Source organism: Streptomyces sp. NPDC046931, assembly GCF_040644655.1.
In the GTDB taxonomy this organism is placed as follows: domain Bacteria; phylum Actinomycetota; class Actinomycetes; order Streptomycetales; family Streptomycetaceae; genus Streptomyces.
Window position 1 is genome coordinate 119,567 of record NZ_JBEYWX010000016.1, and the last position, 22,149, is coordinate 141,715.

Annotated in this window: 20 protein-coding genes and 1 pseudogene; 7 read left to right on the top strand and 14 right to left on the bottom strand. The window is 71.1% G+C overall.

The features are described 5' to 3' along the window. Window positions 1-58: 58 nt before the first annotated feature. Together ABZ876_RS25840 and ABZ876_RS25845 are read left to right on the top strand one after the other, a co-directional pair. Window positions 59-1,387 (top strand): ammonium transporter, encoded by a 1,329-nt coding sequence (locus ABZ876_RS25840; protein WP_361785710.1) that lies wholly within the window; start codon window positions 59-61, stop codon window positions 1,385-1,387. Further along, complete coding sequence (locus tag ABZ876_RS25845) at window positions 1,384-1,722, top strand: P-II family nitrogen regulator (protein ID WP_361785713.1); 339 nt, start codon at window positions 1,384-1,386, stop codon at window positions 1,720-1,722. Before ABZ876_RS25840 ends, ABZ876_RS25845 begins: the two co-directional genes overlap by 4 nt. Before the next feature lie 47 nt (window positions 1,723-1,769). Here the strand turns inward: ABZ876_RS25845 and ABZ876_RS25850 are convergent, their stop codons facing one another. From ABZ876_RS25850 to ABZ876_RS25885, 8 genes and pseudogenes are all read right to left on the bottom strand, one after another. Beyond that, entirely contained in the window at window positions 1,770-2,123 is a 354-nt protein-coding gene (locus ABZ876_RS25850; protein WP_361785716.1) for a cytidine deaminase, read from the bottom strand. Between the two features lie 45 nt (window positions 2,124-2,168). Then, window positions 2,169-3,479: a hemolysin family protein gene (locus tag ABZ876_RS25855; RefSeq protein ID WP_361785719.1), complete on the bottom strand. Its 1,311-nt coding sequence runs from the start codon at window positions 3,477-3,479 to the stop codon at window positions 2,169-2,171. Beyond that, complete coding sequence (gene ybeY, locus ABZ876_RS25860; protein WP_361785722.1) at window positions 3,476-3,973, bottom strand: rRNA maturation RNase YbeY; 498 nt, start codon at window positions 3,971-3,973, stop codon at window positions 3,476-3,478. The genes ABZ876_RS25855 and ybeY overlap by 4 nt, the downstream gene beginning before the upstream one ends. A gap of 12 nt (window positions 3,974-3,985) precedes the next feature. Next, the gene (locus ABZ876_RS25865; protein WP_361785725.1) at window positions 3,986-5,062 is read right to left on the bottom strand and encodes a PhoH family protein; all 1,077 of its coding nucleotides are present in this window, start codon (window positions 5,060-5,062) and stop codon (window positions 3,986-3,988) included. 229 nt (window positions 5,063-5,291) lie between these two features. Beyond that, window positions 5,292-5,932, bottom strand: a pseudogene (locus ABZ876_RS25870) (MFS transporter); the annotation flags it as partial. Beyond that, complete coding sequence (locus ABZ876_RS25875; protein ID WP_361785728.1) at window positions 5,929-7,242, bottom strand: GH1 family beta-glucosidase; 1,314 nt, start codon at window positions 7,240-7,242, stop codon at window positions 5,929-5,931. The pseudogene ABZ876_RS25870 and the gene ABZ876_RS25875, both read right to left, overlap by 4 nt. Before the next feature lie 78 nt (window positions 7,243-7,320). Next, a complete protein-coding gene (locus tag ABZ876_RS25880) occupies window positions 7,321-7,587 on the bottom strand; it encodes a protealysin inhibitor emfourin (RefSeq protein ID WP_361785731.1) in 267 nt (88 codons plus the stop codon). Window positions 7,588-7,620: 33 nt separating this feature from the next. Continuing rightward, complete coding sequence (locus ABZ876_RS25885) at window positions 7,621-8,688, bottom strand: M4 family metallopeptidase (protein ID WP_361785734.1); 1,068 nt, start codon at window positions 8,686-8,688, stop codon at window positions 7,621-7,623. Window positions 8,689-9,055: 367 nt separating this feature from the next. On the opposite strand from ABZ876_RS25885, the gene leuA reads away from it, so the two are divergent. From leuA to ABZ876_RS25900, 3 genes are all read left to right on the top strand, one after another. Beyond that, window positions 9,056-10,777 (top strand): 2-isopropylmalate synthase, encoded by a 1,722-nt coding sequence (gene leuA / locus ABZ876_RS25890; RefSeq protein ID WP_361785737.1) that lies wholly within the window; start codon window positions 9,056-9,058, stop codon window positions 10,775-10,777. A 174-nt stretch (window positions 10,778-10,951) separates the two neighbouring features. Next, window positions 10,952-11,656 carry a TerB family tellurite resistance protein gene (locus ABZ876_RS25895; RefSeq protein WP_361785740.1) on the top strand — a complete coding sequence of 235 codons (705 nt, stop codon included), beginning with the start codon at window positions 10,952-10,954 and terminating at the stop codon, window positions 11,654-11,656. Window positions 11,657-12,044: 388 nt separating this feature from the next. Continuing rightward, window positions 12,045-13,256, top strand: a complete 1,212-nt coding sequence (locus ABZ876_RS25900; protein ID WP_361785743.1) for a sialidase family protein — start codon at window positions 12,045-12,047, stop codon at window positions 13,254-13,256. 3 nt (window positions 13,257-13,259) lie between these two features. On the opposite strand, the gene ABZ876_RS25905 is transcribed toward ABZ876_RS25900, so the two are convergent. From ABZ876_RS25905 to ABZ876_RS25925, 5 genes are read right to left on the bottom strand one after another with little or no spacing between them, the layout of a single operon-like run. Continuing rightward, window positions 13,260-14,195 (bottom strand): dihydrodipicolinate synthase family protein, encoded by a 936-nt coding sequence (locus tag ABZ876_RS25905; RefSeq protein WP_361785746.1) that lies wholly within the window; start codon window positions 14,193-14,195, stop codon window positions 13,260-13,262. Next, entirely contained in the window at window positions 14,195-15,325 is a 1,131-nt protein-coding gene (locus ABZ876_RS25910) for an ABC transporter ATP-binding protein (protein ID WP_361785749.1), read from the bottom strand. The genes ABZ876_RS25905 and ABZ876_RS25910 overlap by 1 nt, the downstream gene beginning before the upstream one ends. Further along, window positions 15,322-17,301: a dipeptide/oligopeptide/nickel ABC transporter permease/ATP-binding protein gene (locus ABZ876_RS25915; protein ID WP_361785752.1), complete on the bottom strand. Its 1,980-nt coding sequence runs from the start codon at window positions 17,299-17,301 to the stop codon at window positions 15,322-15,324. Before ABZ876_RS25915 ends, ABZ876_RS25910 begins: the two co-directional genes overlap by 4 nt. Then, a complete protein-coding gene (locus ABZ876_RS25920; RefSeq protein ID WP_361785755.1) occupies window positions 17,298-18,260 on the bottom strand; it encodes an ABC transporter permease in 963 nt (320 codons plus the stop codon). Before ABZ876_RS25920 ends, ABZ876_RS25915 begins: the two co-directional genes overlap by 4 nt. 19 nt (window positions 18,261-18,279) lie before the next feature. Next, entirely contained in the window at window positions 18,280-19,908 is a 1,629-nt protein-coding gene (locus ABZ876_RS25925) for an ABC transporter substrate-binding protein (RefSeq protein WP_361785758.1), read from the bottom strand. A 238-nt stretch (window positions 19,909-20,146) separates the two neighbouring features. On the opposite strand from ABZ876_RS25925, the gene ABZ876_RS25930 reads away from it, so the two are divergent. Both ABZ876_RS25930 and ABZ876_RS25935 read left to right on the top strand, forming a co-directional pair. Further along, entirely contained in the window at window positions 20,147-20,896 is a 750-nt protein-coding gene (locus ABZ876_RS25930) for a FadR/GntR family transcriptional regulator (RefSeq protein ID WP_361785761.1), read from the top strand. Between the two features lie 81 nt (window positions 20,897-20,977). After that, entirely contained in the window at window positions 20,978-21,415 is a 438-nt protein-coding gene (locus tag ABZ876_RS25935) for a protein phosphatase (RefSeq protein WP_361785764.1), read from the top strand. 57 nt (window positions 21,416-21,472) lie between these two features. Here ABZ876_RS25935 and ABZ876_RS25940 read toward each other — a convergent pair whose 3' ends face one another. Then, on the bottom strand, window positions 21,473-22,006 hold the full coding sequence (locus tag ABZ876_RS25940) for a GNAT family N-acetyltransferase (RefSeq protein ID WP_361785767.1): 534 nt from the start codon (window positions 22,004-22,006) through the stop codon (window positions 21,473-21,475). Window positions 22,007-22,149: the final 143 nt, after the last annotated feature.

Below are 22,149 nucleotides of genomic sequence, written 5' to 3' on the forward strand. Positions count from 1 at the left end.
ACCGGAAACGCGCGGCGGTGACCCTCGGACGAGCCCCGCATCCCGAGGAGACCCGCCCGTGGAGATCGCCCACCTGGCCGCCGGCAAGGCCCCCGCCCTCGACACCGGCGACACCGCCTGGCTGCTCGCCGCCACCGCTCTCGTCCTGCTGATGACCCCGGGCCTGGCCCTGTTCTACGGCGGCATGGTCCGCACGAAGAGCGTCCTCAACATGCTGATGATGAGCTTTGTGTCGATCGCCCTGGTCACGGTGGTGTGGCTGGCCGCCGGGTACTCCCTGGCCTTCGGCGACGACAGCGCGGGCGGGCTGATCGGCGGCCTTAAGCACGCCGGCATGGCGGGCCTCGGCCCGGAGAGCCTGCACGGCAGCGTCCCCACCCTGCTCTTCGCCACCTTCCAGCTCACCTTCGCGATCATCACGGCGGCGCTCGTCAGCGGCGCCGTCGCGGACCGCGCGAAGTTCGGGGCGTGGCTGGTGTTCGTACCGGTGTGGGCCCTGCTCGTATACGTTCCGGTCGCGCACTGGGTGTGGGGCCCGGGCGGCTGGATCCTCACCCGCCTCGGGGCCCTCGACTTCGCCGGCGGTCTGCCCGTGGAAATCACCTCCGGCGCCTCCGGGCTCGCCCTGTGCCTGGTCCTCGGCCCCCGGCTCGGCTTCAAGAAGGACGCCATGCGCCCGCACAACCTGCCGATGGTGATGCTCGGGGCCGGGCTCCTGTGGTTCGGCTGGTTCGGTTTCAACGCGGGCTCGGCGCTCGGCGCGAACGGCCTCGCGGCCGCCGCCTTCCTCAACACCCTCGCCGCAGGCTGCACCGGCCTGCTCGGCTGGCTCTTCGTCGAGCAGAAGCGCGACGGCCACCCCACCACGCTCGGCGCCGCCTCCGGCGCGGTCGCGGGCCTGGTCGCCATCACCCCGTCCTGCGGCACGGTGTCCCTGCTCGGCGCGCTGGTCGTGGGCCTGGCCGCCGGAGTCGTCTGCTCGTACGCCGTGAGCTGGAAGTTCAAGCTGAACTACGACGACTCGCTGGACGTCGTAGGCGTTCACCTGGTCGGCGGTGTCATCGGCACGCTGCTCATCGGCCTGTTCGCGGTCGGGGGGATGACCGGCGGGACGAAGGGCCTGCTGTACGGGGGCGGGCCCGCCCTGTTCGGCAAGCAGCTGCTGGCCGTGGCCGTGGTGGCGGTCTACGCCTTCGCCGTGACGTACGGGATCGGCAAGGCGATCGACAAGGTGATGGGCCTGCGCGCGAGCGAGGAACAGGAGCACACCGGACTGGACCTTACGGTGCACGCCGAGACCGCCTACGATCACGGAGTCCTGGGCCATGGCGCCCCGGTCGCCCACTCCGTCCCCTCCGTCACGCAGAAGGTCACCTCCCAGGCATGAAGCTCATCACCGCGGTCGTCAAGCCCTTCCGCCTGGACGCGGTCAAGACGGCCCTCCAGGAACTCGGTGTCCACGGCCTGACCGTGACCGAGGCCAGCGGCTACGGCCGTCAGCGCGGCCACACCGAGGTGTACCGCGGCGCCGAGTACCGGGTCGATCTCGTGCCCAAGGTGCGGATCGAGGTCGTGGTCGAGGACGCGGACGCCGACACGGTGATCGAGGCGGTGGTGAGGGCCGCGCAGACCGGCAAGATCGGCGACGGCAAGGTCTGGGCGGTGCCCGTGGAGACCGTCGTACGGGTGCGTACGGGCGAGCGCGGTCCCGACGCGCTCTGACCAGGGGGGCCGCGCCTGCGCGCGGCCCGCCGGCGTCGTACGGTGCGTCAGCCCGCCGTGAGCGTGGCGCGGAGCGTGCCGTCGGGGCCGGCCACCAGCACCGGCGTCCCGGGACCGCCGAGGTCCCGCACCGCAGCCCGGTCCTCCGCGGACGCGGACTCGGCCTCGGTGACCACGGCCGCCGCCTCCAGCGACTTCGCGCCCGACGCCACCGCCATCGCCACCGCCGTCCGGAGGGCGCTCAGCTTCAGCGACTCCAGGGCGACGGTTCCGGCCACATACGTACGCCCGGTCTCGTCGCGCACGGCCGCACCCTCCGGCACACCGTTGCGGGCCCGGGCCGAACGGGCCAGGGTGACGATCTTGCGGTCCTCGGGGTCGAGCGCGTTGGTGTCGGTCATGGTCCGAGCATACGAAGCCGCACGCACCGGGCGGCCCTCAGGGGCTCACTCCGGCTTCGGCTGCTCCCCCTCGGCGGGCTCGGCCGGCCCCACGGGTTCCGCCAGCACGGTCACGATCTTGTTCCTGCGGCCCGCCGCGGCCTCCGCGGTCAGCCGCAGCACCCGGCCGTCGGGGAGTTCCACCACGGACGACGCCCCGGCGATCGGCACCCGGCCGAGCGCCTTCGCCAGCAGTCCGCCGACCGTCTCCACGTCCTCGTCGTCGTACGCCTCGAGCCCGTACAACTCGCCGAGGTCGCCGATGTCGAGGCGGGCGGTGACGCGGTAGCGGTCGTGGCCCAGGTCCTCCACCGGTGGCAGCTCACGGTCGTACTCGTCGGTGATCTCGCCGACGATCTCCTCCAGGATGTCCTCGATGGTGACGATCCCGGCCGTGCCGCCGTACTCGTCGATGACGACGGCGACGTGGGTGCGCTCCTTCTGCATCTCCCGCAGCAGGTCGCCCGCGTTCTTGGTGTCCGGCACGAAGGTGGCCGGCCGCATGGCGGTGGACACCAGCTCCGACTCGGCGTCCCGGCTGATGTGCGTCTTGCGGACCAGGTCCTTCAGATACACGATCCCGACGATGTCGTCCTCGCTCTCCCCGGTGACCGGGATGCGCGAGAAGCCGGACCTCAGGGCCAGGGTCAGCGCCTGACGGATGGTTTTGTGGCGCTCGATGACGACGAGGTCCGTCCGCGGGACCATCACCTCCCGTACGAGGGTGTCGCCGAGCTCGAACACCGAGTGCACCATGCGGCGCTCCTCGGCCTCGATGAGCGACTCCTTCTCCGCCAGGTCGACCAGGGCGCGCAGCTCCGCCTCGGAGGCGAAGGGGCCGCGACGGAAGCCCTTGCCGGGGGTCAGGGCGTTGCCGAGGAGGATGAGGAGGTTCGGGATCGGGCCCATGATCCGGGCCAGCGGCACGAGGACGTACGCCGCCGCCGTCGCCGTGTTCAGCGGGTGCTGGCGGCCGATGGTGCGCGGGGAGACGCCGACGGCGACGTAGGACACCAGCACCATGACGGCGATCGCGGCCAGGAGGGCCTCGGCGGTCCCGGGGAACTCCTTCAGACAGGCGTAGGTGACCAGCGCGGCCGCGGCCATCTCGCAGGCGACCCGGACCAGCAGCGCCACGTTGAGGTAGCGGGTCGGGTCCGCGGCCACCTGGGCCAGCTTGGCGCTGCCGCGCCGGCCGCTGCGCACGGCCTCCTCGGCGCGGAAGCTGGAGACGCGCGCGAGGCCCGCCTCGGCGCAGGCGGCGAGCCAGGCGACGACGACCAGCGCGACCGCGCCGACGACGAGCTCGAGGCTCATGACACGGTCGGGGCGGGAGACGGGCCGGTCAGGCCCTTCTCCGCGCGCCAGCCGTCCACGATGGCGGCTTGGAGGCCGAACATCTCGGCCTTCTCGTCGGGTTCCTCGTGGTCGTAGCCGAGCAGGTGCAGCACTCCGTGGACGGTCAGGAGCTGGAGCTCCTCGTCCATGGAGTGCTGCGTCGATGCCTCGGCGCCCTGCTTGGCGGCGACCTCCGGGCACAGCACGATGTCACCCAGCAGCCCCTGCGGGGGCTCGTCGTCGTCCTTGGCCGGGGGCCGCAGCTCGTCCATCGGGAAGGACATGACATCCGTGGGACCCGGCAGGTCCATCCACTGGACGTGCAGCTGCTCCATGGCGTCGGCGTCCACGACGATCACCGAGAGCTCGGAGAGCGGGTGGATGCGCATCCGCGCGAGCGCGTAGCGGGCGATGTCGAGGATCGCCTGCTCGTCGACCTCGGTACCGGACTCGTTGTTGACGTCGATCGCCATGGCAGTGCTGGTCTACTTCCCCTTGTGCGCGTGTCCGGCCTTGCCGCGGGCGGCCTTGTGCGTGCCGTTCTCGGTGCCGTTCTTGCTGTCGTACTTCTCGTAGGCGTCGACGATACGGCCGACGAGCTTGTGCCGTACGACATCGTGGGACGACAGGCGCGAGAAGTGGACGTCCTCGACGCCCTCCAGGATCTCCTGCACCTGCCGCAGACCGCTCTTGGTGCCGTTCGGAAGGTCCACCTGGGTCACGTCACCCGTGATCACGATCTTCGAGTCGAAGCCGAGGCGGGTGAGGAACATCTTCATCTGCTCGGGGCTCGTGTTCTGGGCCTCGTCGAGGATGATGAAGGCGTCGTTGAGCGTGCGACCGCGCATGTACGCGAGCGGTGCGACCTCGATCGTCCCGGCGGCCATCAGCCGCGGAATGGAATCGGGGTCGAGCATGTCGTGCAGCGCGTCGTACAGCGGGCGCAGATACGGGTCGATCTTCTCGTACAGCGTGCCGGGCAGGAAGCCGAGACGCTCGCCCGCCTCGACGGCCGGACGGGTCAGGATGATCCGGTTGACCTGCTTGGACTGCAGGGCCTGGACCGCCTTGGCCATGGCGAGGTAGGTCTTGCCGGTACCGGCGGGGCCGATGCCGAAGACGATCGTGTGCTTGTCGATCGCGTCCACGTACCGCTTCTGGTTGAGCGTCTTGGGCCGGATCGTGCGGCCCCGGGAGGACAGGATGTTCTGCGTCAGCACCTCGGCCGGGGTCTCCGGTCCGTCGCCCTCACCGTTGTCGCTCGCCCGGAGCATGGCGATCGAGCGTTCCACTGCGTCCTCCGTCATCGGCTGCCCGGTGCGGAGCACCAGCATCATCTCTGCGAACAGGCGCTGGATCAGGGCGACGTCCGCCGGGTCGCCGACCGCGCTGATCTCGTTGCCCCGGACGTGGATGTCGACCCCCGGGAAGGCCGTCTCGATCACGCGCAGCAGGGAGTCGCCGGAACCCAGCACCATCACCATGGGGTGCTGTGCAGGGACGGTGATCTGCGTTCTCGCCTCCCCCTGCGCGGGGGTGTGAGCTGTGGGTGTCTGAGTCATGGGCCGGCTCTGTAGGCCTGCGATTCCTCCTCCGTAGGGCCGCGCAGCTGAGGGCGGCCTCGCGGTTTCAAGGGTACGACGCGGCGCTGACAGAGCCGTAGGGCTTTTCCGTGTGCTTGTACGACCACCTGCGGCACCGGGCCGACCGCCCGGAACCGGCACGGACGGTCAGAGCGGGACGATCCTGACGCGGCTGCCGCACAGCTTCCGCATGTCGTCGGCGTCGGACCACTCCCCTGATCCGCCCCACCAGCACCGCCCCGGCCAGTCCGATCACCGCCGCCACCAGGTACAGCACCCGGTAGCCGCCCAGGTACGTGACGATCGGTGCGGCCGGGGCCGGGGCCGCGACCTGGGGGAGGGCGTTGGCGATGTTGATCACCCCCAGGTCCTTGCCGCGGTCCAGCGCCTTCGGCGGGACGTCCGTCATCAGCGCGAAGTCCACCGACGTGAACACCCCGAAACCCACGCCGGGCACCGCCGCCGCGACGACCGTGCCCGGCCAGGTCTGCCAGCCGGACAGGGCGGCCGTCGCGACCGCCATCAGCACTCCGGACCAGACCACGAACGGCTTGCGGCGGCCCACCCGGTCCGACAGCGCGCCGAAGAACGGATTCGCGACCAGCGACACCACCGCGCCCGCGCCCGTCACCCGGGCCAGTGCGCGAAGTCCTTCGCCTGCGAGGCGAGCAGGATCTGCAACGGGCCGTACCAACCCACCCAGATCGCCCCGTTGGCCAGCGACAGGGCCGAGATCCAGCCCCCGCCGACCCGTTCGACGGGCTCGGCGAGGACGTCCGCGGGCCCCTCGGCGAGGGCGTCCGCGGGCCCCTCGGCGGGCAGGTCCGCGGGCCGGTCGGCCGTCGTCATCTGCGCGCCCGCAGCAGATCCCGCAGCCACCCGTACGACGCCTTCGGGGTCCGCTTCAGCGTCGTGTAGTCCACGTGCACCAGGCCGAAGCGGCGCGCGTACCCCTCGGCCCACTCGAAGTTGTCCAGCAACGACCACACGAAGTAGCCGCGCACATCGACCCCCGCCTCAACCGCCCGGTGCAGCGCCCGGATGTGCCCGTCCAGATAGGCGATGCGCTCCCGGTCCTCGACGCCCTCGTAGGAGCAGCCGTTCTCGGTGACGACGACGGGCGGGAGCCGGTCGCCGTAGTGCTCGTGGAAGCCGGTGAGCAGCTCGGTCAGCGCCTCGGGGACCACCGGCCAGCCGAAGTCCGTCATCGGGTGGCCCTCGATCTCCCGGACCGAGAAGGGGAGTTCGGCGGGGAGGGAGAGACTGCCGAACTCGATCGCCTCGCCCCGCGGGGCGCCCACCCGCGTCGGCGCGTAGTAGTTGATCCCGTACCAGTCGACCGGTTCCGCGATCACCTCGAGATCGGTCGCGACGTCCTCCGGTGTTCCGGGCATCAGTTCGCCGATGCCCTCGGGGTAGCGGCCGAGCAGAAGAGGGTCGGAGAACAGCCGGTTGAGCAGGACGTCGTAGAACTCCGCGGCCGCCACGTCCTCCGGCGTCCCGGACGCCGGCCACGTCGGGCCGTGGGAGTTGGCGATCCCGATGTCGCCCGCCCCGGCCGCGCGCAGGGCCCGTACGGCCAGACCGTGGGCCAGCAGCTGGTGATGGGCCACCGGCAGGGCGTCGAACATCAGCCGTCTGCCCGGTGCGTGGACACCGAGCGCATGGCCCAGCAAGGTGTGCTCGGCCGGCTCGTTCATGGTGATCCACTTGGCCACACGGTCGCCGAGCCGCCCGGCGACGACCGACGCGTACTCGGCGAACCGGGACGCGGTGTCCCGTTCCAGCCAGTCCAGGGTGACCGGCAGATCCCAGTGGAAGAGGGTCACCACCGGCCGCACGCCCGCCGCGCACAGCTCGTCGACCAGGCGGTCGTAGAAGTCCAGGCCTTCGGGGGAGCTCACCCGGGGCCAGGAGACCGAGAAGCGGTACGCGTCCACGCCGAGGTCCGCCAGGAGGGCCACGTCCTCGCGGTAACGGTGGTAGTGGTCGCAGGCCACCGCGGCGGTCGAGCCGTCCTTCACCCGGCCCGGCTCCGCGGTGAACACGTCCCACACGGAGGGCTCGCGCGCGTCGGCCGCCCCCTCGATCTGGTGGGCCGAGGTCGACACGCCCCACAGGAAGCCGGCCGGGAACTGGGCTATCGGGTTCGTCGCCATGCGCCGGATCATCCGTACCGCCGGTAACGGAAGTCAACGGGCAGGCGCGAACTGCCGGTTGCCTCGCAGGCGGCGGGTTCAGGCGCCTTCCTTCAGCACACGTGAGACCAGCGTCCGCTGCTCCTCGCTCAGCCGGGGATCCGCGCAGTACACGGTCCTGCCGTCCACGGTGATCTCATAGCTGAAGCCGTCCGGCACCCCGGCCGGCGGCACACCCCGGCCGGCGGCCAGTGCCCGCTCGGCCAGGGTGTGCCACTCCTGGGCGTCGGCCCGTCCCGAGGTATCCACCTCGGCCAGGCGCTCGATGCCCGCGAACCCGCCCGTACGCCTCACCCGAATACGCATGGGACCTGTCTAGTACGAGACGGGCGCCCGGGGCTACGTGGCCGGGACCCCGACCCGCCCCCAGGCCTTGAGCACGGCCTCCTGCTCCGCGCCCTCGCGGTAGCGGGTCACGGCCGCCGCCACGGTCAGCCGCGCGAAGTCCGCGAAGGTCGCGTGCGTGTCCAGCTCTCCGCCGGTCAGCACGTCGTACCAGATCTGTCCGGCCCGTTCCCAGGCGTGTCCGCCGAGTTCGGTGGCGACCAGGTAGAACGCGTGGTTGGGGATCCCGGAGTTGATGTGCACCCCGCCGTTGTCCCGGCTGGTGCGCACGTACCCGTCCATCGTCCCCGGCTGAGGGTCCTTGCCCAGTACGTCGTCGTCGTACGCGCTGCCCGGTTCCTTCATCGAGCGCAGCGCCTGGCCGGTGACACGCGGGGCGAGCAGCCCGGCGCCGATCAGCCAGTCGGCCTCGGCGGCGGTCTGGCCGAGCGAGTACTGCTTGATCAGCGAGCCGAAGACGTCCGACATCGACTCGTTGAGGGCGCCCGACTCGCCGAAGTAGGCCAGGTTCGCGGTGTACTGGGTGACGCCATGGGTGAGTTCGTGGCCGATGACGTCGACCGGGAGGGTGAAGTCGAGGAAGATCTCGCCGTCACCGTCGCCGAACACCATCTGCTCGCCGTTCCAGAAGGCGTTGTCGTAGTTCTCGCCGAAGTGCACGGTCGCGTCCAGCGGCAGTCCCTTGCCGTCGATGGAGTCGCGGCCGTACGCCCGCAGATACAGCTCGAAGGTGGCGCCGAGGCCCGCGTACGCCCGGTTGACGGTGGCGTCCCCGCCGGGTTCGTCGCCCTCGTCGCGGACCTTGGTACCGGGCAGGGTCTCCTGGTGCTCGGCGTCGTAGACCGTGCGGTACGGCGCGCCGGCGTCGGCTGTGGGCGGGGTCGCCGCGGGTGCGCCGATGACCGTGGTCAGACGGCGGCGGGTGCGCTCCAGGGCGTCCCGCTCCAGGGTGCGGCGCGCGGGAGTGGCGAGCGCGGAGTCCTCGTGCTGGGCGAGATTGTCGAGGACATGCGGTGGCACGATGCTGCAGAAGACGGGCTCAAAGCCCCCGTTGGCGTTCATGTCGGGCACCATTGCATTCCGTGACAGTCCTGTCACCCCTCGCAACCATGATTGGTGAAAAGCCGCGACATGAAGGCGTCCATTCGGGGAAGGGGTGATATGGCAGTGATGCGGTGATCTCGGAGGGCGGAGTCGTTCCGCTGTGAGCTGGCGCACTTTTTGTCCGAAAAGTCACCCGGATCCCGCATACTGATACGAGCCCTCGCATCCGGCGCGGCTCCACTAACATGCGGAGCATCATGCGTTTCGGGCTGCTCCTTCTTAGCTGCCGCGGCGAGGGCCTGTAGTCGAGGCCGACCCCCTCCCCGCGGAGTTTGGCGCTGCGCCGTCGGCCGTCCTCCCGGACCCCCTCAGGAGCCCACGCATCATGGCGAACCGTCAGCAGCCCACGTCCATGCCGATCCACAAGTACCGCCCGTACGAGCAGGTCGACATCCCCGGCCGCACATGGCCCGACCAGCGGATCAGCCGTGCCCCCCGCTGGCTCTCCACCGACCTGCGCGACGGCAACCAGGCCCTGATCGACCCGATGTCCCCGGTCCGCAAGCGGGCGATGTTCGACCTGCTGGTGAAGATGGGCTACAAGGAGATCGAGATCGGCTTCCCGGCCTCCGGCCAGACCGACTTCGACTTCGTGCGCTCGATCGTCGAGGAAGAGGGCGCCATCCCGGACGATGTGACGATCTCCGTACTGACCCAGGCCCGCGAGGACCTGATCGAGCGGACCGTGGAGTCCCTGAAGGGCGCCAGGCGGGCGAACGTCCACCTCTACAACGCGACCGCCCCGGTCTTCCGCCGGGTCGTCTTCCGCGGCTCCCAGGAAGAGATCAAGCAGATCGCCGTCGACGGCACCCGCCTGGTGACGGAGTACGCGGAGAAGCTGCTGGGCCCCGAGACGGAGTTCGGCTACCAGTACAGCCCCGAGATCTTCACCGACACCGAGCTGGACTTCGCCCTCGAGGTCTGCGAGGCGGTCATGGACGTCTGGCAGCCGGGCCCGGACCGCGAGATCATCCTCAACCTGCCCGCCACCGTGGAGCGCTCGACGCCCTCCACCCACGCGGACCGCTTCGAGTGGATGCACCGCAACCTCTCCCGCCGCGAGTTCGTCTGCCTGTCGGCCCACCCGCACAACGACCGCGGCACCGCCGTCGCGGCCGCCGAGCTGGCAGTGATGGCCGGCGCCGACCGCGTCGAGGGCTGTCTGTTCGGCCAGGGCGAGCGCACCGGCAACGTCGACCTGGTCACCCTGGGCATGAATCTCTTCTCCCAGGGCGTCGACCCGCAGATCGACTTCTCCCACATCGACGAGATCCGCCGTACCTGGGAGTACTGCAACCAGATGGAGGTCCACCCGCGCCACCCGTACATCGGCGACCTCGTCTACACCTCCTTCTCCGGCTCCCACCAGGACGCCATCAAGAAGGGCTTCGACGCCATGGAGGCCGACGCGGCCGCCCAGGGCAAGACCGTCGACGACATCGAGTGGGCGGTGCCGTACCTGCCCATCGACCCCAAGGACGTCGGCCGCTCCTACGAGGCGGTCATCCGCGTGAACTCGCAGTCCGGCAAGGGCGGCATCGCCTACGTCCTGAAGAACGACCACAAGCTGGACCTGCCGCGCCGGATGCAGATCGAGTTCTCGAAGATCATCCAGGCGAAGACCGACGCCGAGGGCGGCGAGGTCAGCCCGACGGAGATCTGGAGCGTCTTCCAGGACGAGTACCTGCCGAACCCGGACAACCCGTGGGGCCGCATCCAGGTGAGGACCGGCCAGACGACCACCGACAAGGACGGCGTCGACACACTGACGGTCGAGGCCACGGTCGACGGCGAGGACACCGTCCTCACCGGCTCCGGCAACGGTCCGATCTCGGCCTTCTTCGACGCGCTGCAGTCCATCGGCATCGACGTACGCCTGCTGGACTACCAGGAGCACACCATGAGCGAGGGCGCCTCCGCGCAGGCAGCCTCCTACATCGAGTGCGCGATCGACGGCAAGGTCCTGTGGGGCATCGGCATCGACGCGAATACGACACGTGCCTCGCTGAAGGCCGTCGTCTCCGCGGTGAACCGCGCCACCCGCTGACCGGCACGTTCCCGGCCCCGTCCGCCCTTCAGGGCGGACGGGGCCACGTCATGGACCGGCCATTTCAGCCAAAGATCACGGAGAGGTCTCGTCCGGGGTACTGACTCCGCATCAACAATGTGGCTAACATCACGCCAGCGCGACGATGATGCCGCGTGGTGAGGGAGGTGCGACGTGCTGCCAGGACGGGGACGCAACGGCCGTGGAGTGCGCGGGGGCCGTGTTTCGCAGGTTCTTGGCATCCGTACCGCATGGACCGCCGTCGGCGACGGCGAGTTCTTCTGCCCCGGCTGCGGTGGCGACCGCAACTACCAGCGCCTCACCGGGCGCCGCCGCCTCGCTCTCGTCGGCGTCCCGGTCCTGCCGCGCGGCGAGACGGGCCCGGTCGTGGAGTGCGCGGCCTGCGGCCACCACTACGGCACCGACGTCCTGGACCACCCCACCACGACCCGCTTCTCCGCAATGCTCCGCGACGCCGTCCACACCGTGGCCCTCGCCGTCCTCGCCGCGGGCGGCACCTGCTCCCGTACGGCCCTGGAGACGGCCGCCACCGCCGTTCGCTCCGCCGGCTTCGACGACTGCACGGTGGACGGGCTCGGCGCGCTGGTCGAGGCCCTGAACGCCGACACCGGCCGGGTCTGCGGCGAACCGGGCGGCGCGAGCCTGGCCATAGAACTGCACGAGGCGCTGGACCCCCTGGCCCCGCACCTCGCCGCCCCCGGCCGCGAGTCGATCCTCCTGCAAGGCGCCCGGATCGCCCTCGCGGACGGCCCCTACACCCCCGCCGAACGCGAGGTCCTCATCACGGTCGGCGCGGCCCTGACGATCTGCTCGGACGACGTGACCCGCCTCCTGGTGGCGGCACGCACACCCTCCTAGCGGAACGCGCTGCGGCTCTCCGGCCGCCGGCGCGCGGCGCGTGAGGCCGCCCGCGCCCGCTGCGCCGACCACGACCGGCTCCACGGGCCGACCACCCCTGGACATCCGAGCCCCGCCGGCTGGTCGCCGACACGGCCCTCCAGGACGGCATCCGCACCCTCGGCCGGGACAGCCGCCCCGTGGAACGCCTCGTACCGTGCTACGCCCCGCTCTGCCTCGCCACCGGCCACCGGCTCCGTCTGCGCGCGGCCCCGCGTGTACTCCGCAGGAGGGTCCGACCGCACGCCAGAGCCCCTGCTCGGCAGGTCTACCGCCGTGACATCCGTGGCACATTGATCACGACGGGACGTCCCACGTCCCATGATCCCCACAGCGCAGGGAGCATGCCATGACCCTCACCCGTCGCACCGCCGTCGGAGCGACGGTCGCCGCCGGGCTGCTCAGCGTCCTCCCGGTGGCGCAGGCGACGTCCGCCATTTCGCATCCGCACCGCGGCGGCTGCCTCTCCTCGGTGCCGTACACCGCCGGGCGGGGTGGCTACCACACCTACCGGATCCCGGCGACGGTCGTCACGGGCAAGGGGACCGTGCTCGCCTTCGCCGAGGGGCGGCGGGGCGGAGCCGGGGACAGCGGGGACATAGACGTCGTGCTGAGACGGTCCTCCGACGGTGGTTGCACCTGGGGGCCCCTCACGGTCGTCGCCGCCGGCCGGGGGAACACCCGGGGCAACCCGGCGCCGGTCCTGGACCCGCGGACCGGCCGGATCGTCCTCGTCACGTCCTACAACAGCGGTGCGGTGAGCGAGGCGCAGATCATGCGCGGCGAGGTGATACCCGCCCAGAGCCGCCGCGTCTTCGTGCAGACCAGCGGGGACGACGGCCGGCACTTCTCGGCGCCCCGGGAGATCACGCCCCAGGTGAAGCGCCCGGAGTGGCGGTGGTACGCCACCGGCCCCGGTCACGCGGTCGCCCTCACCCGGGGCCCGCACGCCGGACGTCTCGTCGTGCCCGCCAACCACTCCGCCGCGCCGCCCCCCGGCTCCTCCGACACCGGACGGGAGGCCAAGTACTACGGCGCGCACGCGATCTGCTCGGACGACGGCGGCAGGACGTGGCACCTGGGCTTCCGCGACGACTCCTATGACGGGTACGTCAACGCCAACGAGAGCAGCGCGACCCAGCTCCCCGACGGGCGGCTCTACTTCAGCGCGCGGGACCAGATGGGCAGCAGCCCCGGGAACCGTCTCGACAGCTACTCCCACGACGGCGGCCGGACCCTGGACCGCCCCTACGCCGTGCAGCACACCCTGGACGACGTCCCCGTCGTCCAGGGCAGCGTCCTGCAGCTCCGGGGCACCCGCGCCCCGTTGCTCTTCTCCGGGCCCTCCGTGCCCACCGCGCGCGAGGCGATGGCCCTCTGGCGCAGCACCGACAACGGATCGACCTTCACCAAGATGCTGACCCTGTCCTGGCGGAAGGCGGCCTACAGCGACCTGGTACAGCTGCCCGGCGGAAAGGCCGGGATCCTCTACGAGAACGGGACGAAGGGACCCTACGAAACGATCGAGTTCCGGCGGATCCCCGTTCCCGGTGCGGACTGACGGCTACAGCAGCCCCGCCGCCGCCAGATACTTGCCCACCCGTTCCGTCTCCGCCTCCGACAGCGCCACCTGCGGCTCCGCCGTGGCCGGGCACGCGATCACCCCCCGCAGGTGCAGGGCCGCCTTGAACGCCCCCAGGCCCGACGAACTGCCGCCCATCCGGGCCGGATCCCCGGCTCCGGTCATGCCGTACAGCGCGCACAGCCGATCCTGCTCCGCCCGCGCCGCTTCCCAGTCGCCCGCACGGCACAGGCGGTCAAGGCGCACGTACCCTTCGGGATCCACGTTGGCCAGCCCCGGGACCGCCCCGTCCGCGCCCAGCGCCAGGGCCGAGTCCACGACCAGCTCGGAACCCGTCAGCACGCTGAAGCCCGCGATCCGGGGGTCCGCGTGGGCGCCCGTCACCACCGCACGGAAGGCGGCCAGATCGCCGCTGGAGTCCTTCAGACCGGCCAGAGTCCCCTCCGCGGCCAGCTCCAGAACCAGCTCGGGGCTCAGCTTGGTGTGCACGGAGACCGGGATGTCGTAGGCGAACACCGGCACAGGGGAGCGCTCGGCGACCACACGGTAGTGGCGGGCGACCTCCGCGGGGTGCGTGCGCGTGTAGAAGGGCGCCGTCACCACCACCGCGTCCGCGCCCGCCCCGGCCGTGTACGCCACATGGTCCAGCACCCGGGGCGTGGTCATGTCGATGGCCCCGGCCAGGACCGGAACCCGGCCGGACACATGGGCCACCACCGTCTCCACCACCAGACGGCGCCGACGGTCCGTCAGATAGGCGGCCTCCGAGGACGAACCGAGCACGAACAGCGCGTCCACCCCGCCCGACAGCAGATGGTCCACGAGCCTGAGGAGCGAGGGGACGTCCACCTCGCGGTCCGGAGTCAGGGGGGTGCAGACGGGCGGGACGACACCGGTGAGCGGGGTGGGCAGGGTCATCAGGGCTCCCGTGCGTGTTTCTGGTCGGGCAGTACGTGTTCCGGCGGTACCTCGGCCATGGCGGTGGCCGGGGAGGGCCCTGCCGCCTCGCGCACCAGGTCGCGCGTCGGCTCGCCCTCCTCCACAGGATGGTGACAGCGGAAGCGGTGCCCGGCCGCCGACGCGCCCGAGAAGCCCGGCATCGCCGTGGCACACGGCTCGTCCGCCTTCCAGCAGCGGGTACGGAACGGGCAGCCGCTCGGCGGCCGGGTCGCCGACGGCACCGGGCCCACCAGCGGGATCGGGTCGATCGGGTCCAGCAGACCGGGCGTCGCGGAGAACAGGGCACGGGTGTACGGGTGCCGGGCGTGGTCGGTGACCCGGCCGGCCGGGGCCTCCTCGACGATCCGGCCCAGATACATGGTGACCACACGGTCGCTCATCCGCCGTACCGTCTGGATGTCGTGCGAGACGAAGACGAGCGCCAGGCCCAGGCGTTCCTTCAGGTCCAGCAGGAGGTTAAGGATCTGCGCGCGGACCGACACGTCCAGTGCGCTCGTCGGTTCGTCGGCGACCACCAGCTCCGGGTCGAGGGCGAGGGCGCGGGCGATGGCCACGCGCTGCCGCTGCCCTCCGGAGAGCTGCCCGGGCAGAGCGTCGGCGAGGGCCCCGGGGAGACCCACCAGGGACATCAGCTCCCGTACCCGCTCCTCCCGGCGGTCCGGGGTCCCGCGCCGGTGCACGTCCAGCGGGTCGCGCAGGATCCGGCGCACGGTCAGCCGGCGGTTCAGCGCCGTCGACGGGTCCTGGAACACCATGCCGGTACTGCCGCCGACCGCGGCCCGGCGCTCGGCGGGCGGCATCGACCACAGGTCCCGGCCCCGGAAGAGCACCGTGCCGGACGTCGGCCGCTCCACACCCACCAGCACCTTCGCCAGCGTCGACTTGCCACAGCCCGACTCGCCGACCACGCCGACCGTCTCCCCGGGCGCCACGGTCAGATCGGCGCCGGTCAGGGCGTACACCCGGTCCCTGGCGAACAGGCCGCCGCTGCGCGCCCTGTGGACGACATGGGCGTCGCGGAGCTCCACGATCGCGTCACGGGCGTCGTCGGCGTCAGGGGCGCCGGAAGGCTCGACGGTCGCATTCACGTCACGGCCTCGCTCTCCTCCGTCGTCACCAGGTCGACCGCCGGGTGGTGGCAGGCCGCCGTGTGCGTCCGGGTGCCCGTCAGGCCGGGCGCCTTCGCCCGGCACACCTCGCTCGCCCGCGGGCAGCGGTCCGCGAACCGGCAGCCCGCCGGGAAGTCGGCGGGCGCCGGAACGACCCCCTTGATCTGCGTCATCCGTGTGGCCGCCGACTCCAGGGACAGGACGCTGCCGAGCAGTCCGCGCGTGTAGTGGTGGGCCGGCGCCTCCACGAGATCCGCGGTCACCCCGGTCTCCACGATCTGCCCGCCGTACATCACCACCACCCGGTCCGTGACGTCCGCCACGAGCGCCAGGTCGTGCGAGACGAGGATCAGCGCGAACCCCAGTTCCGCCCGCAGCCGCAGCAGCAGTTCGATGACCTGCGCCTGAACGGTCACGTCCAGCGCGGTCGTCGGCTCGTCGGCGATGATCAGCTTCGGGTCGCGGGAGAGCGCCAGGGCGATCAGGACCCGCTGCCGCTGACCGCCGGACAGCTCGTGCGGATAGCTGCGCAGGGTGCGTTCGGGGTCCAGCCCCACCATCGTCAGCAGTTCGGCCGGACCGCGGCGGCCGCCGCGCCGTACGACCTGTTTCAGCTGCGCCCGGATCGTCATCGCCGGGTTCAGCGAGGACAGCGCGTCCTGATAGATCATCGCCATCTCGTGGCCGAGCAGCCTGCGCCGTACCCGCACCGGCTCGGTGAGCAGGTCCCGCCCGCCGAACCGGACCCGGCCCCGCACCTGGGCGCCCTTCGGCTGGAGCCCCATGACCGTGAGCGCGGTCAGCGACTTCCCGCAGCCCGACTCGCCCACCAGCCCGAGGACCTCGCCGGGGTGCACCTCGAAGCTGATGCCGTCGACGATGTCCACGCCGTGGTGCCGGCCGGGAAAACCGATGGCGAGGTTCTCCACCGCGAGCACCGGCGGACCGTCCGGAAGCGGACGGGCACGGGAGCGCAGCCGCCGCGCCGCCTCGGCGAGCCCCGGCAGCGCAACCACCTCGCCGCTGCCCGGCTCCGGCGTCTCCCACCGGTCGCCGTCGCCCCGCACCCGGACGGCACGGGCCGCGGGTGCCGCCCACGCGTCCGAGACGCCCTCGGACAGGATGTTCAGCGACAGGACCGTGACCAGCATCAGCAGGCCCGGGAAGACCGTCGCCCACCAGCCGCCGGTCAGCACCATGTTCTTGCCGTCCGCGATGACGCTGCCCCACGACGGGTCCGGGGGCCGCACGCCCGCCCCGATGAACGACAGCGACGCCTCGAACACGATGGCCTCGGCGACCTGCACGGTGCAGAAGACCAGCACGGGGGCGGCGCAGTTGACCGCCACGTGCCGCAGGACGATATGAGGAGTACGCGCACCGATCACCCGTTCGGCGGTGACATAGTCCTCGCCGTACTGGTCCAGCACGTTCGCCCGTACGACCCGGGCGACCGGCGGGGTGAACAGGAACGCGATCGCGCAGATCAGCACGGTGATCCCGCCGCCGAAGACGGAGATGAGGACGGCGGCGAGCGCGATGCCGGGGAACGCCATGACGACGTCCAGACAGCGCATCAGCGTCTCGTCCACGGCCTTGCGGGAGGTCGCCGCGACCGCGCCGAGCAGGGCCCCCACGGCCAGGGCCAGCACGGTCGCCCCGAGCCCGATCGCGAGCGACCAGCGGGCCCCGTACATCAGCCGGCTGAGGATGTCCCGGCCGAGGCTGTCCTGCCCCATCCAGTGGCCGGCGGACGGGTGCCCGGTGCCGTCGACCGGCTCCTGCTGGTCGAGCGGGTCGTGCGGGGCGATCACCGGCGCGAGCAGCGCCACCAGCACCACGACGGCCAGGAAGCAGACCGCGGTCTTCGACAGCGGCGGCAGCCGCCGCCAGCCGCGCAGCCGGATACCGGGACGGGACAGGGCCTCGCCGAGGCCCCTGCGTGTGGTGATCATCGGGCCGCATCCCTCAGTCGCGGGTTGACCAGCAGATACAGGATGTCGATGACGAGGTTGACGACCACGAAGCCGGTCGCCGTGGTCAGGACGACGCCCTGGACGACGGCCGGGTCACCGTTCTTGACGGCGTCGATCATCAGTTTGCCCATCCCCGGCAGGGAGAAGATGGTCTCGATGACGACCGCTCCGCCCAGCAGGTACCCGACGCGCAGGCCCAGCACGGTCAGCGGGTTGATGAGCGCGTTGCGCAGCACGTTCCGGCCGACCACCACCCGCGGCGGCAGCCCGCTGCCGATCGCCGTACGCACGTAGTCCTTGTCCAGCTCCTCCACCACGGCCGTCCGCACGATCCTGGTCAGCTGCGCCGCCACGGGCAGCGACAGCGCGAACGCGGGGAGGGCCATCGTCCGCACCCACCCGGTGAAGGAGTCCGCCGGGTTGATGTATCCGCCGGCCGGGAACCAGCCCCGGTCGACCGCCAGGTACTGGATCATCAGCAGCGCCAGCCAGAACCCGGGGGCGGCGACCCCGGTCAGGGACACCACGCGGATGATCTGGTCCGGCAGCCGGTCCCGGTGGATCGCGGCCGTCACCCCGCCGGCCAGGGCCAGCACCACCGCGATGCCGAGCCCGAGGAAGGTGAGCTGGAGGGTGAGCGGCAGCGCGGTCGTGACCTGCTCGACCACCGGCGCCCGGGTCAGGGCGCTGGTGCCCATGTCGCCGTGGAGCAGATCGCCCACGAAGTGGACGTAGCGCACCGGCAGCGGGTCGAGCAGCCCGTTGTGCTCCCGGAAGTCGTGCAGTTGCTGCGGTGTCGGGTTGGCGCCCTGGAAGAACGCGGACGCCGGGTCGACGTCCGAGAACCGCATCACGAGGAACACGAAAAGCACGATGCCGAGCATCAGCGGCACCAGCAGCAGGATGCGGCGGGCCAGGATCCTGGCGACGGCGACCATGGACCAACTCCCGAAGTCGCTAGACCCACTTGGCCTGGAGAAGGTTGATGCCCGGGTAGGGCTGTGCCCTTATCCCGGTGAGTTCCCTGGGGTTCCAGGCCGTCATCAGCTCGTTGTGGACGACCGGATAGAGCACGGCCTGCTCGGCGACGACGTCGATGTAGTCCTGGATCATCGCCTTCTTCCGCTCCGGGTCGGGCTCCCGGGTCGCCCGGTCCATGTCCGCGAAGAGCTTCTTGGCGACCGGGTCGTCGGCCCAGTGGGCGTACTGCATCCACAGGTTCTGCGGGCCGTAGTTGTAGTGCATGATCAGGTCCGCGTCGAGGCCGAACTGGTTGGGGTTCGAGGCGGCGGCGACGACCTGGTAGTCCTGCTTCTGGTCCATCTTCGTGAAGACGGCCGTGGTCTCCTGCGGCGACAGCGTGGTCCGTACGCCGATCGCGTCCCAGGAGGACTTGATGGTCGGCAGGCAGTCGACGATCCAGCTCACGTTCACCGCGAGAACGTCGATCCTCAGCCCGCTGACCCCGGCCTCCTTCAGCAGCGCCTTCGCCTTCTCGGGATCGTGGTCGTAGACCGTCTTCGCCCGCCGGTACGCCGGATTGGCCTCGTTGAGGAAGGAGGCCGACGGCTTCCCGTGTCCCTTCAGGGCCACCTCGACCATCTTTTCGGTGTCGATGGCGTAGTGCAGCGCCTGCCGGACACGGACGTCGTCGAAGGGCTTGTGCCGGGTGTTGAACATCAGGAACAGGTTGTTCATCCCGGCCCCGCCCCGCACCGTCAGCCCGCTCGCGGAAAGCTGCCGGATGTTGGCGTAGGGGATGTTGTCCGCGATCTGCGCCCCCGCTTCGGCGCCGGAGATCCTGGCGACGCGCGGCGCGGCGTCGACGATCGTCAGCCAGTTCATCTTCCTGAAGGCGGGTTTGCGCGGCCCGTTGTAGTCGGCGAACGCCTCGAAGGTGGTGTTGGACTTCGGGTGGTGCGCGGTCTGCCGGTACGGGCCCGAGCCCACCGCCAGTCCCTTGATCGCGTCGTCCCAGGCTCCGGGGCGGGAGAAGATGTGCTTGGGCATGATCTTCGCCAGCGTCAGCCGCGAGAGACCGTCCGGGAACGGGAACCTGAGTACCAGTTCGACGGTCCGCGCGTCGACCTTGCGTACCTCGCTCAGCCAGCTCGCGAAGAACCCCTTGCCGAGGGTCTGGGTGTCCGGATCCAGGATCCGGTCGAAGACGAACACCACGTCGTCGGCCGTGACCGGATGCCCGTCGTGGAACTTCGCGCCCGCCCGCAGGGTGAACCTCCAGGACGTGGCGCCCGGGTCCTTCGGCACCTCGGTGGCGAGCGCCGCGTACGGCTCGCGCGAGATGGGGTCCGTGTCGACCAGGCCCTCGTAGATATGGTTGTTGGCGGCCATGCAGAAGGCCGAGGCGGTCTGGGTGGGATCCCAGCTGCCGTCGTTGCCGTAGCCGATGACCGCCGTCAGTGTCCGGTTCCTGCCGTCCCCGCTGCCGGTGTCGTTGGTGGACTCCGGGCCCGAGGAGCAGGCGGCCAGCGACGAGGACAGGGCGGCGGCCGCGCCCAGCGCGCCGGAGTACTTCAGGAACGCCCGGCGGGCCGGCACCGGTACGTCGAGGGTCACGTCGCGCACGGTTCCTCCAGCAAAGGTGGACGGAGTGACAGCTTCGGACAGGGGCTCGAGGATGGGGACATACGACGTCCTACGTCATGGGCGGCAGCGCGACCATAGGTGGGGGCGTGAGGGCGGTCAAGGGGACCCACACGAATGGACGAGCCGTCAAAGGTGCGACCAATGACGGCTTGAAATGCGGTTAGTTGACGTTTTCATAGGCGCCGGGGGCGGGACGCCCGAGGAGCACGCGCGTACGATGCGGCGCATGTCCGATGACCCCGGGAACCGGCGCAGGATCGAGCGGCGCGTGAGCAGCCGGATCCAGCGCGAGGTCATGCAACTCATCCTCGATCGCAAACTCAGGCCCGGCGCACCGCTGCCCACGGAGTCGGAGCTGATGGAGGATCTCGGGGTGAGCCGCAACTCGGTCCGGGAGGCGCTCAAGGCCCTTCAGGCGCTCGACATCGTCGAGATCCGGCACGGCTACGGGACCTATGTGGGGCAGGCGTCGCTGACCCCCTTCGTCGACGGGCTCACCTTCCGCACGCTCACCCGGCCCGACGACGAGATGGACGCCCTGAACGAGATCCTCCAGGTCCGCGAGGTGCTGGAGGAAGGGCTGATCAGGCGGGTCGCCCTGACGCTGTCCGAGCCGGAACTGAAGCGTCTGGAGGCGGTGGTGGCCCGGATGGAGGAGGCGGGCCGCCAGGGCCGGTCCTTCCCCGAACTGGACCGTGAGTTCCACGAGTTGCTCTATGGCTCGCTGGGCAACGCGCTCGTGCCGCAGTTGCTGAGCGCGTTCTGGACGGTGTTCCGGCGGGTCGCCCGGGCCCGGGACTGGGCGGACGGCGCGGCCCCGCAGCTGACGGCGCGCCGCCACCGGGACATCGTCGCGGCTCTGCGGGCACGGGACGTCGAGGGCGCGGAGCGGGCGATGACGGACCACTTCCGGGGCATCGAGGATCGTACGGCCCAGGAGTACGGCGAGCCGTCCGGCGGCTTCTGACCTGCCCGCTCCGTCGGTCCACCGCCACAAGGCGCCGCGGAAACGCTGCGCCCGCGCCCGCCGGTGGCCGAGACTGGGGCGATGGTGGACACAGGGGAGTGGGAGCCGGGCGCGCCCGGCGTGCTGCGGCTGCCGTCCGGGCGGCTGGTGCGCGGGCGGGCCCTGCGGCGTCCGCTGCCCGAGGGCCCGGTGCCCGGCTACGCGGTGTACCTCCTCGGCAAACGGCCTCCGCGGGTGCCCTGGGAGTACGACTGGCTGCGGTGGCCCGACTTCCGGCTGCCGGCCGACCGTGCCGAGGCGCGGCGGCTGTTCGCCGAGGCCTGGACCCGGTCCGCCACCGCACGCGTCGAGCTCGCCTGCGGCGGCGGCCGCGGCCGTACCGGAACGGCGCTGGCCTGCCTGGCCGTGCTGGACGGCGTGCCGCCGCGCGAGGCCGTGGAGTTCGTACGCGCCCACTACGACCGGCACGCCGTGGAGACCCCCTGGCAGCGGCGCTACGTGGAGCGCTTCACCGGCTGAGCCCCGGCGCCCGCCCGGCTCACGGGCCCACCCCCTGCGCCAGGCGGTCCCCCCGGCTCACAGGCTCAGCTCCAGCACCAGGCGGTGCTCGCCCGGTCCGAAGTAGTTCCTGCGGAGTCCGCCGTCGGGTGCCGCCGGGGCGAATCCGGAGGACTTGTAGAGGGCGATGGCGGCCGCGTTGGTGGGGTCGACGGTCAGCCTGACCTCCCGTACGCCGTCGTTGCGCAGTTGCCGCAGGATCTCCAGCATCAGCCGCCGCCCCAGGCCCTCCCCGCGCCGCTCCCGGGCGACGCCCAGGCCCAGCACCCAGCCGGTGCCGAGCACGGTGCCGGCCAGGACATAGCCCTGCAACGCCTCGCCGTCGTCGAGGACGAAGAGGTGATCGGCGTACATGTCGAACAGCTGGCGCAGCATGAAGTAGGGGTACGCGACCTCCTGGAAGACCTCCCGGTCGAGACGGTGCAGCTCCGGCAGGTCCGACTCGTTGACCCCTCTCATCCGCACGGGCCGTTTCCGTGCGGGAGGGAAAAGGCCCTGGCCGGTGAGTGACGCGAAAGGATCTCCTGAGCGTTCCGCTGGCTGAGCGGACATGCCACCCCCTGGTCAAAGGTCGGGGACACACGGGCCCCATTTGGGTGAATACGACTCGGATGGCGCACACCCTGCCGTCCGGTTCGCTTTCGGCAGGATTTTGACCAGCATCTCCCGCCGGTGTCCGCCTGCTCAAGGAGGGT

Bases quoted from the DNA above. Each gene is read 5' to 3' on its own strand.
- ABZ876_RS25845 (WP_361785713.1), top strand. From the start codon at position 1,384: ATGAAGCTCATCACCGCGGTCGTCAAGCCCTTCCGCCTGGACGCGGTC.
- ABZ876_RS25850 (WP_361785716.1), bottom strand. From the start codon at position 2,123: ATGACCGACACCAACGCGCTCGACCCCGAGGACCGCAAGATCGTCACC.
- ABZ876_RS25855 (WP_361785719.1), bottom strand. From the start codon at position 3,479: ATGAGCCTCGAGCTCGTCGTCGGCGCGGTCGCGCTGGTCGTCGTCGCC.
- ybeY (WP_361785722.1), bottom strand. From the start codon at position 3,973: ATGGCGATCGACGTCAACAACGAGTCCGGTACCGAGGTCGACGAGCAG.
- ABZ876_RS25865 (WP_361785725.1), bottom strand. From the start codon at position 5,062: ATGACTCAGACACCCACAGCTCACACCCCCGCGCAGGGGGAGGCGAGA.
- ABZ876_RS25875 (WP_361785728.1), bottom strand. From the start codon at position 7,242: ATGGCGACGAACCCGATAGCCCAGTTCCCGGCCGGCTTCCTGTGGGGC.
- ABZ876_RS25880 (WP_361785731.1), bottom strand. From the start codon at position 7,587: ATGCGTATTCGGGTGAGGCGTACGGGCGGGTTCGCGGGCATCGAGCGC.
- ABZ876_RS25885 (WP_361785734.1), bottom strand. From the start codon at position 8,688: ATGAACGCCAACGGGGGCTTTGAGCCCGTCTTCTGCAGCATCGTGCCA.
- leuA (WP_361785737.1), top strand. From the start codon at position 9,056: ATGGCGAACCGTCAGCAGCCCACGTCCATGCCGATCCACAAGTACCGC.
- ABZ876_RS25900 (WP_361785743.1), top strand. From the start codon at position 12,045: ATGACCCTCACCCGTCGCACCGCCGTCGGAGCGACGGTCGCCGCCGGG.
- ABZ876_RS25905 (WP_361785746.1), bottom strand. From the start codon at position 14,195: ATGACCCTGCCCACCCCGCTCACCGGTGTCGTCCCGCCCGTCTGCACC.
- ABZ876_RS25915 (WP_361785752.1), bottom strand. From the start codon at position 17,301: ATGATCACCACACGCAGGGGCCTCGGCGAGGCCCTGTCCCGTCCCGGT.
- ABZ876_RS25920 (WP_361785755.1), bottom strand. From the start codon at position 18,260: ATGGTCGCCGTCGCCAGGATCCTGGCCCGCCGCATCCTGCTGCTGGTG.
- ABZ876_RS25930 (WP_361785761.1), top strand. From the start codon at position 20,147: ATGCGGCGCATGTCCGATGACCCCGGGAACCGGCGCAGGATCGAGCGG.
- ABZ876_RS25935 (WP_361785764.1), top strand. From the start codon at position 20,978: ATGGTGGACACAGGGGAGTGGGAGCCGGGCGCGCCCGGCGTGCTGCGG.
- ABZ876_RS25940 (WP_361785767.1), bottom strand. From the start codon at position 22,006: ATGTCCGCTCAGCCAGCGGAACGCTCAGGAGATCCTTTCGCGTCACTC.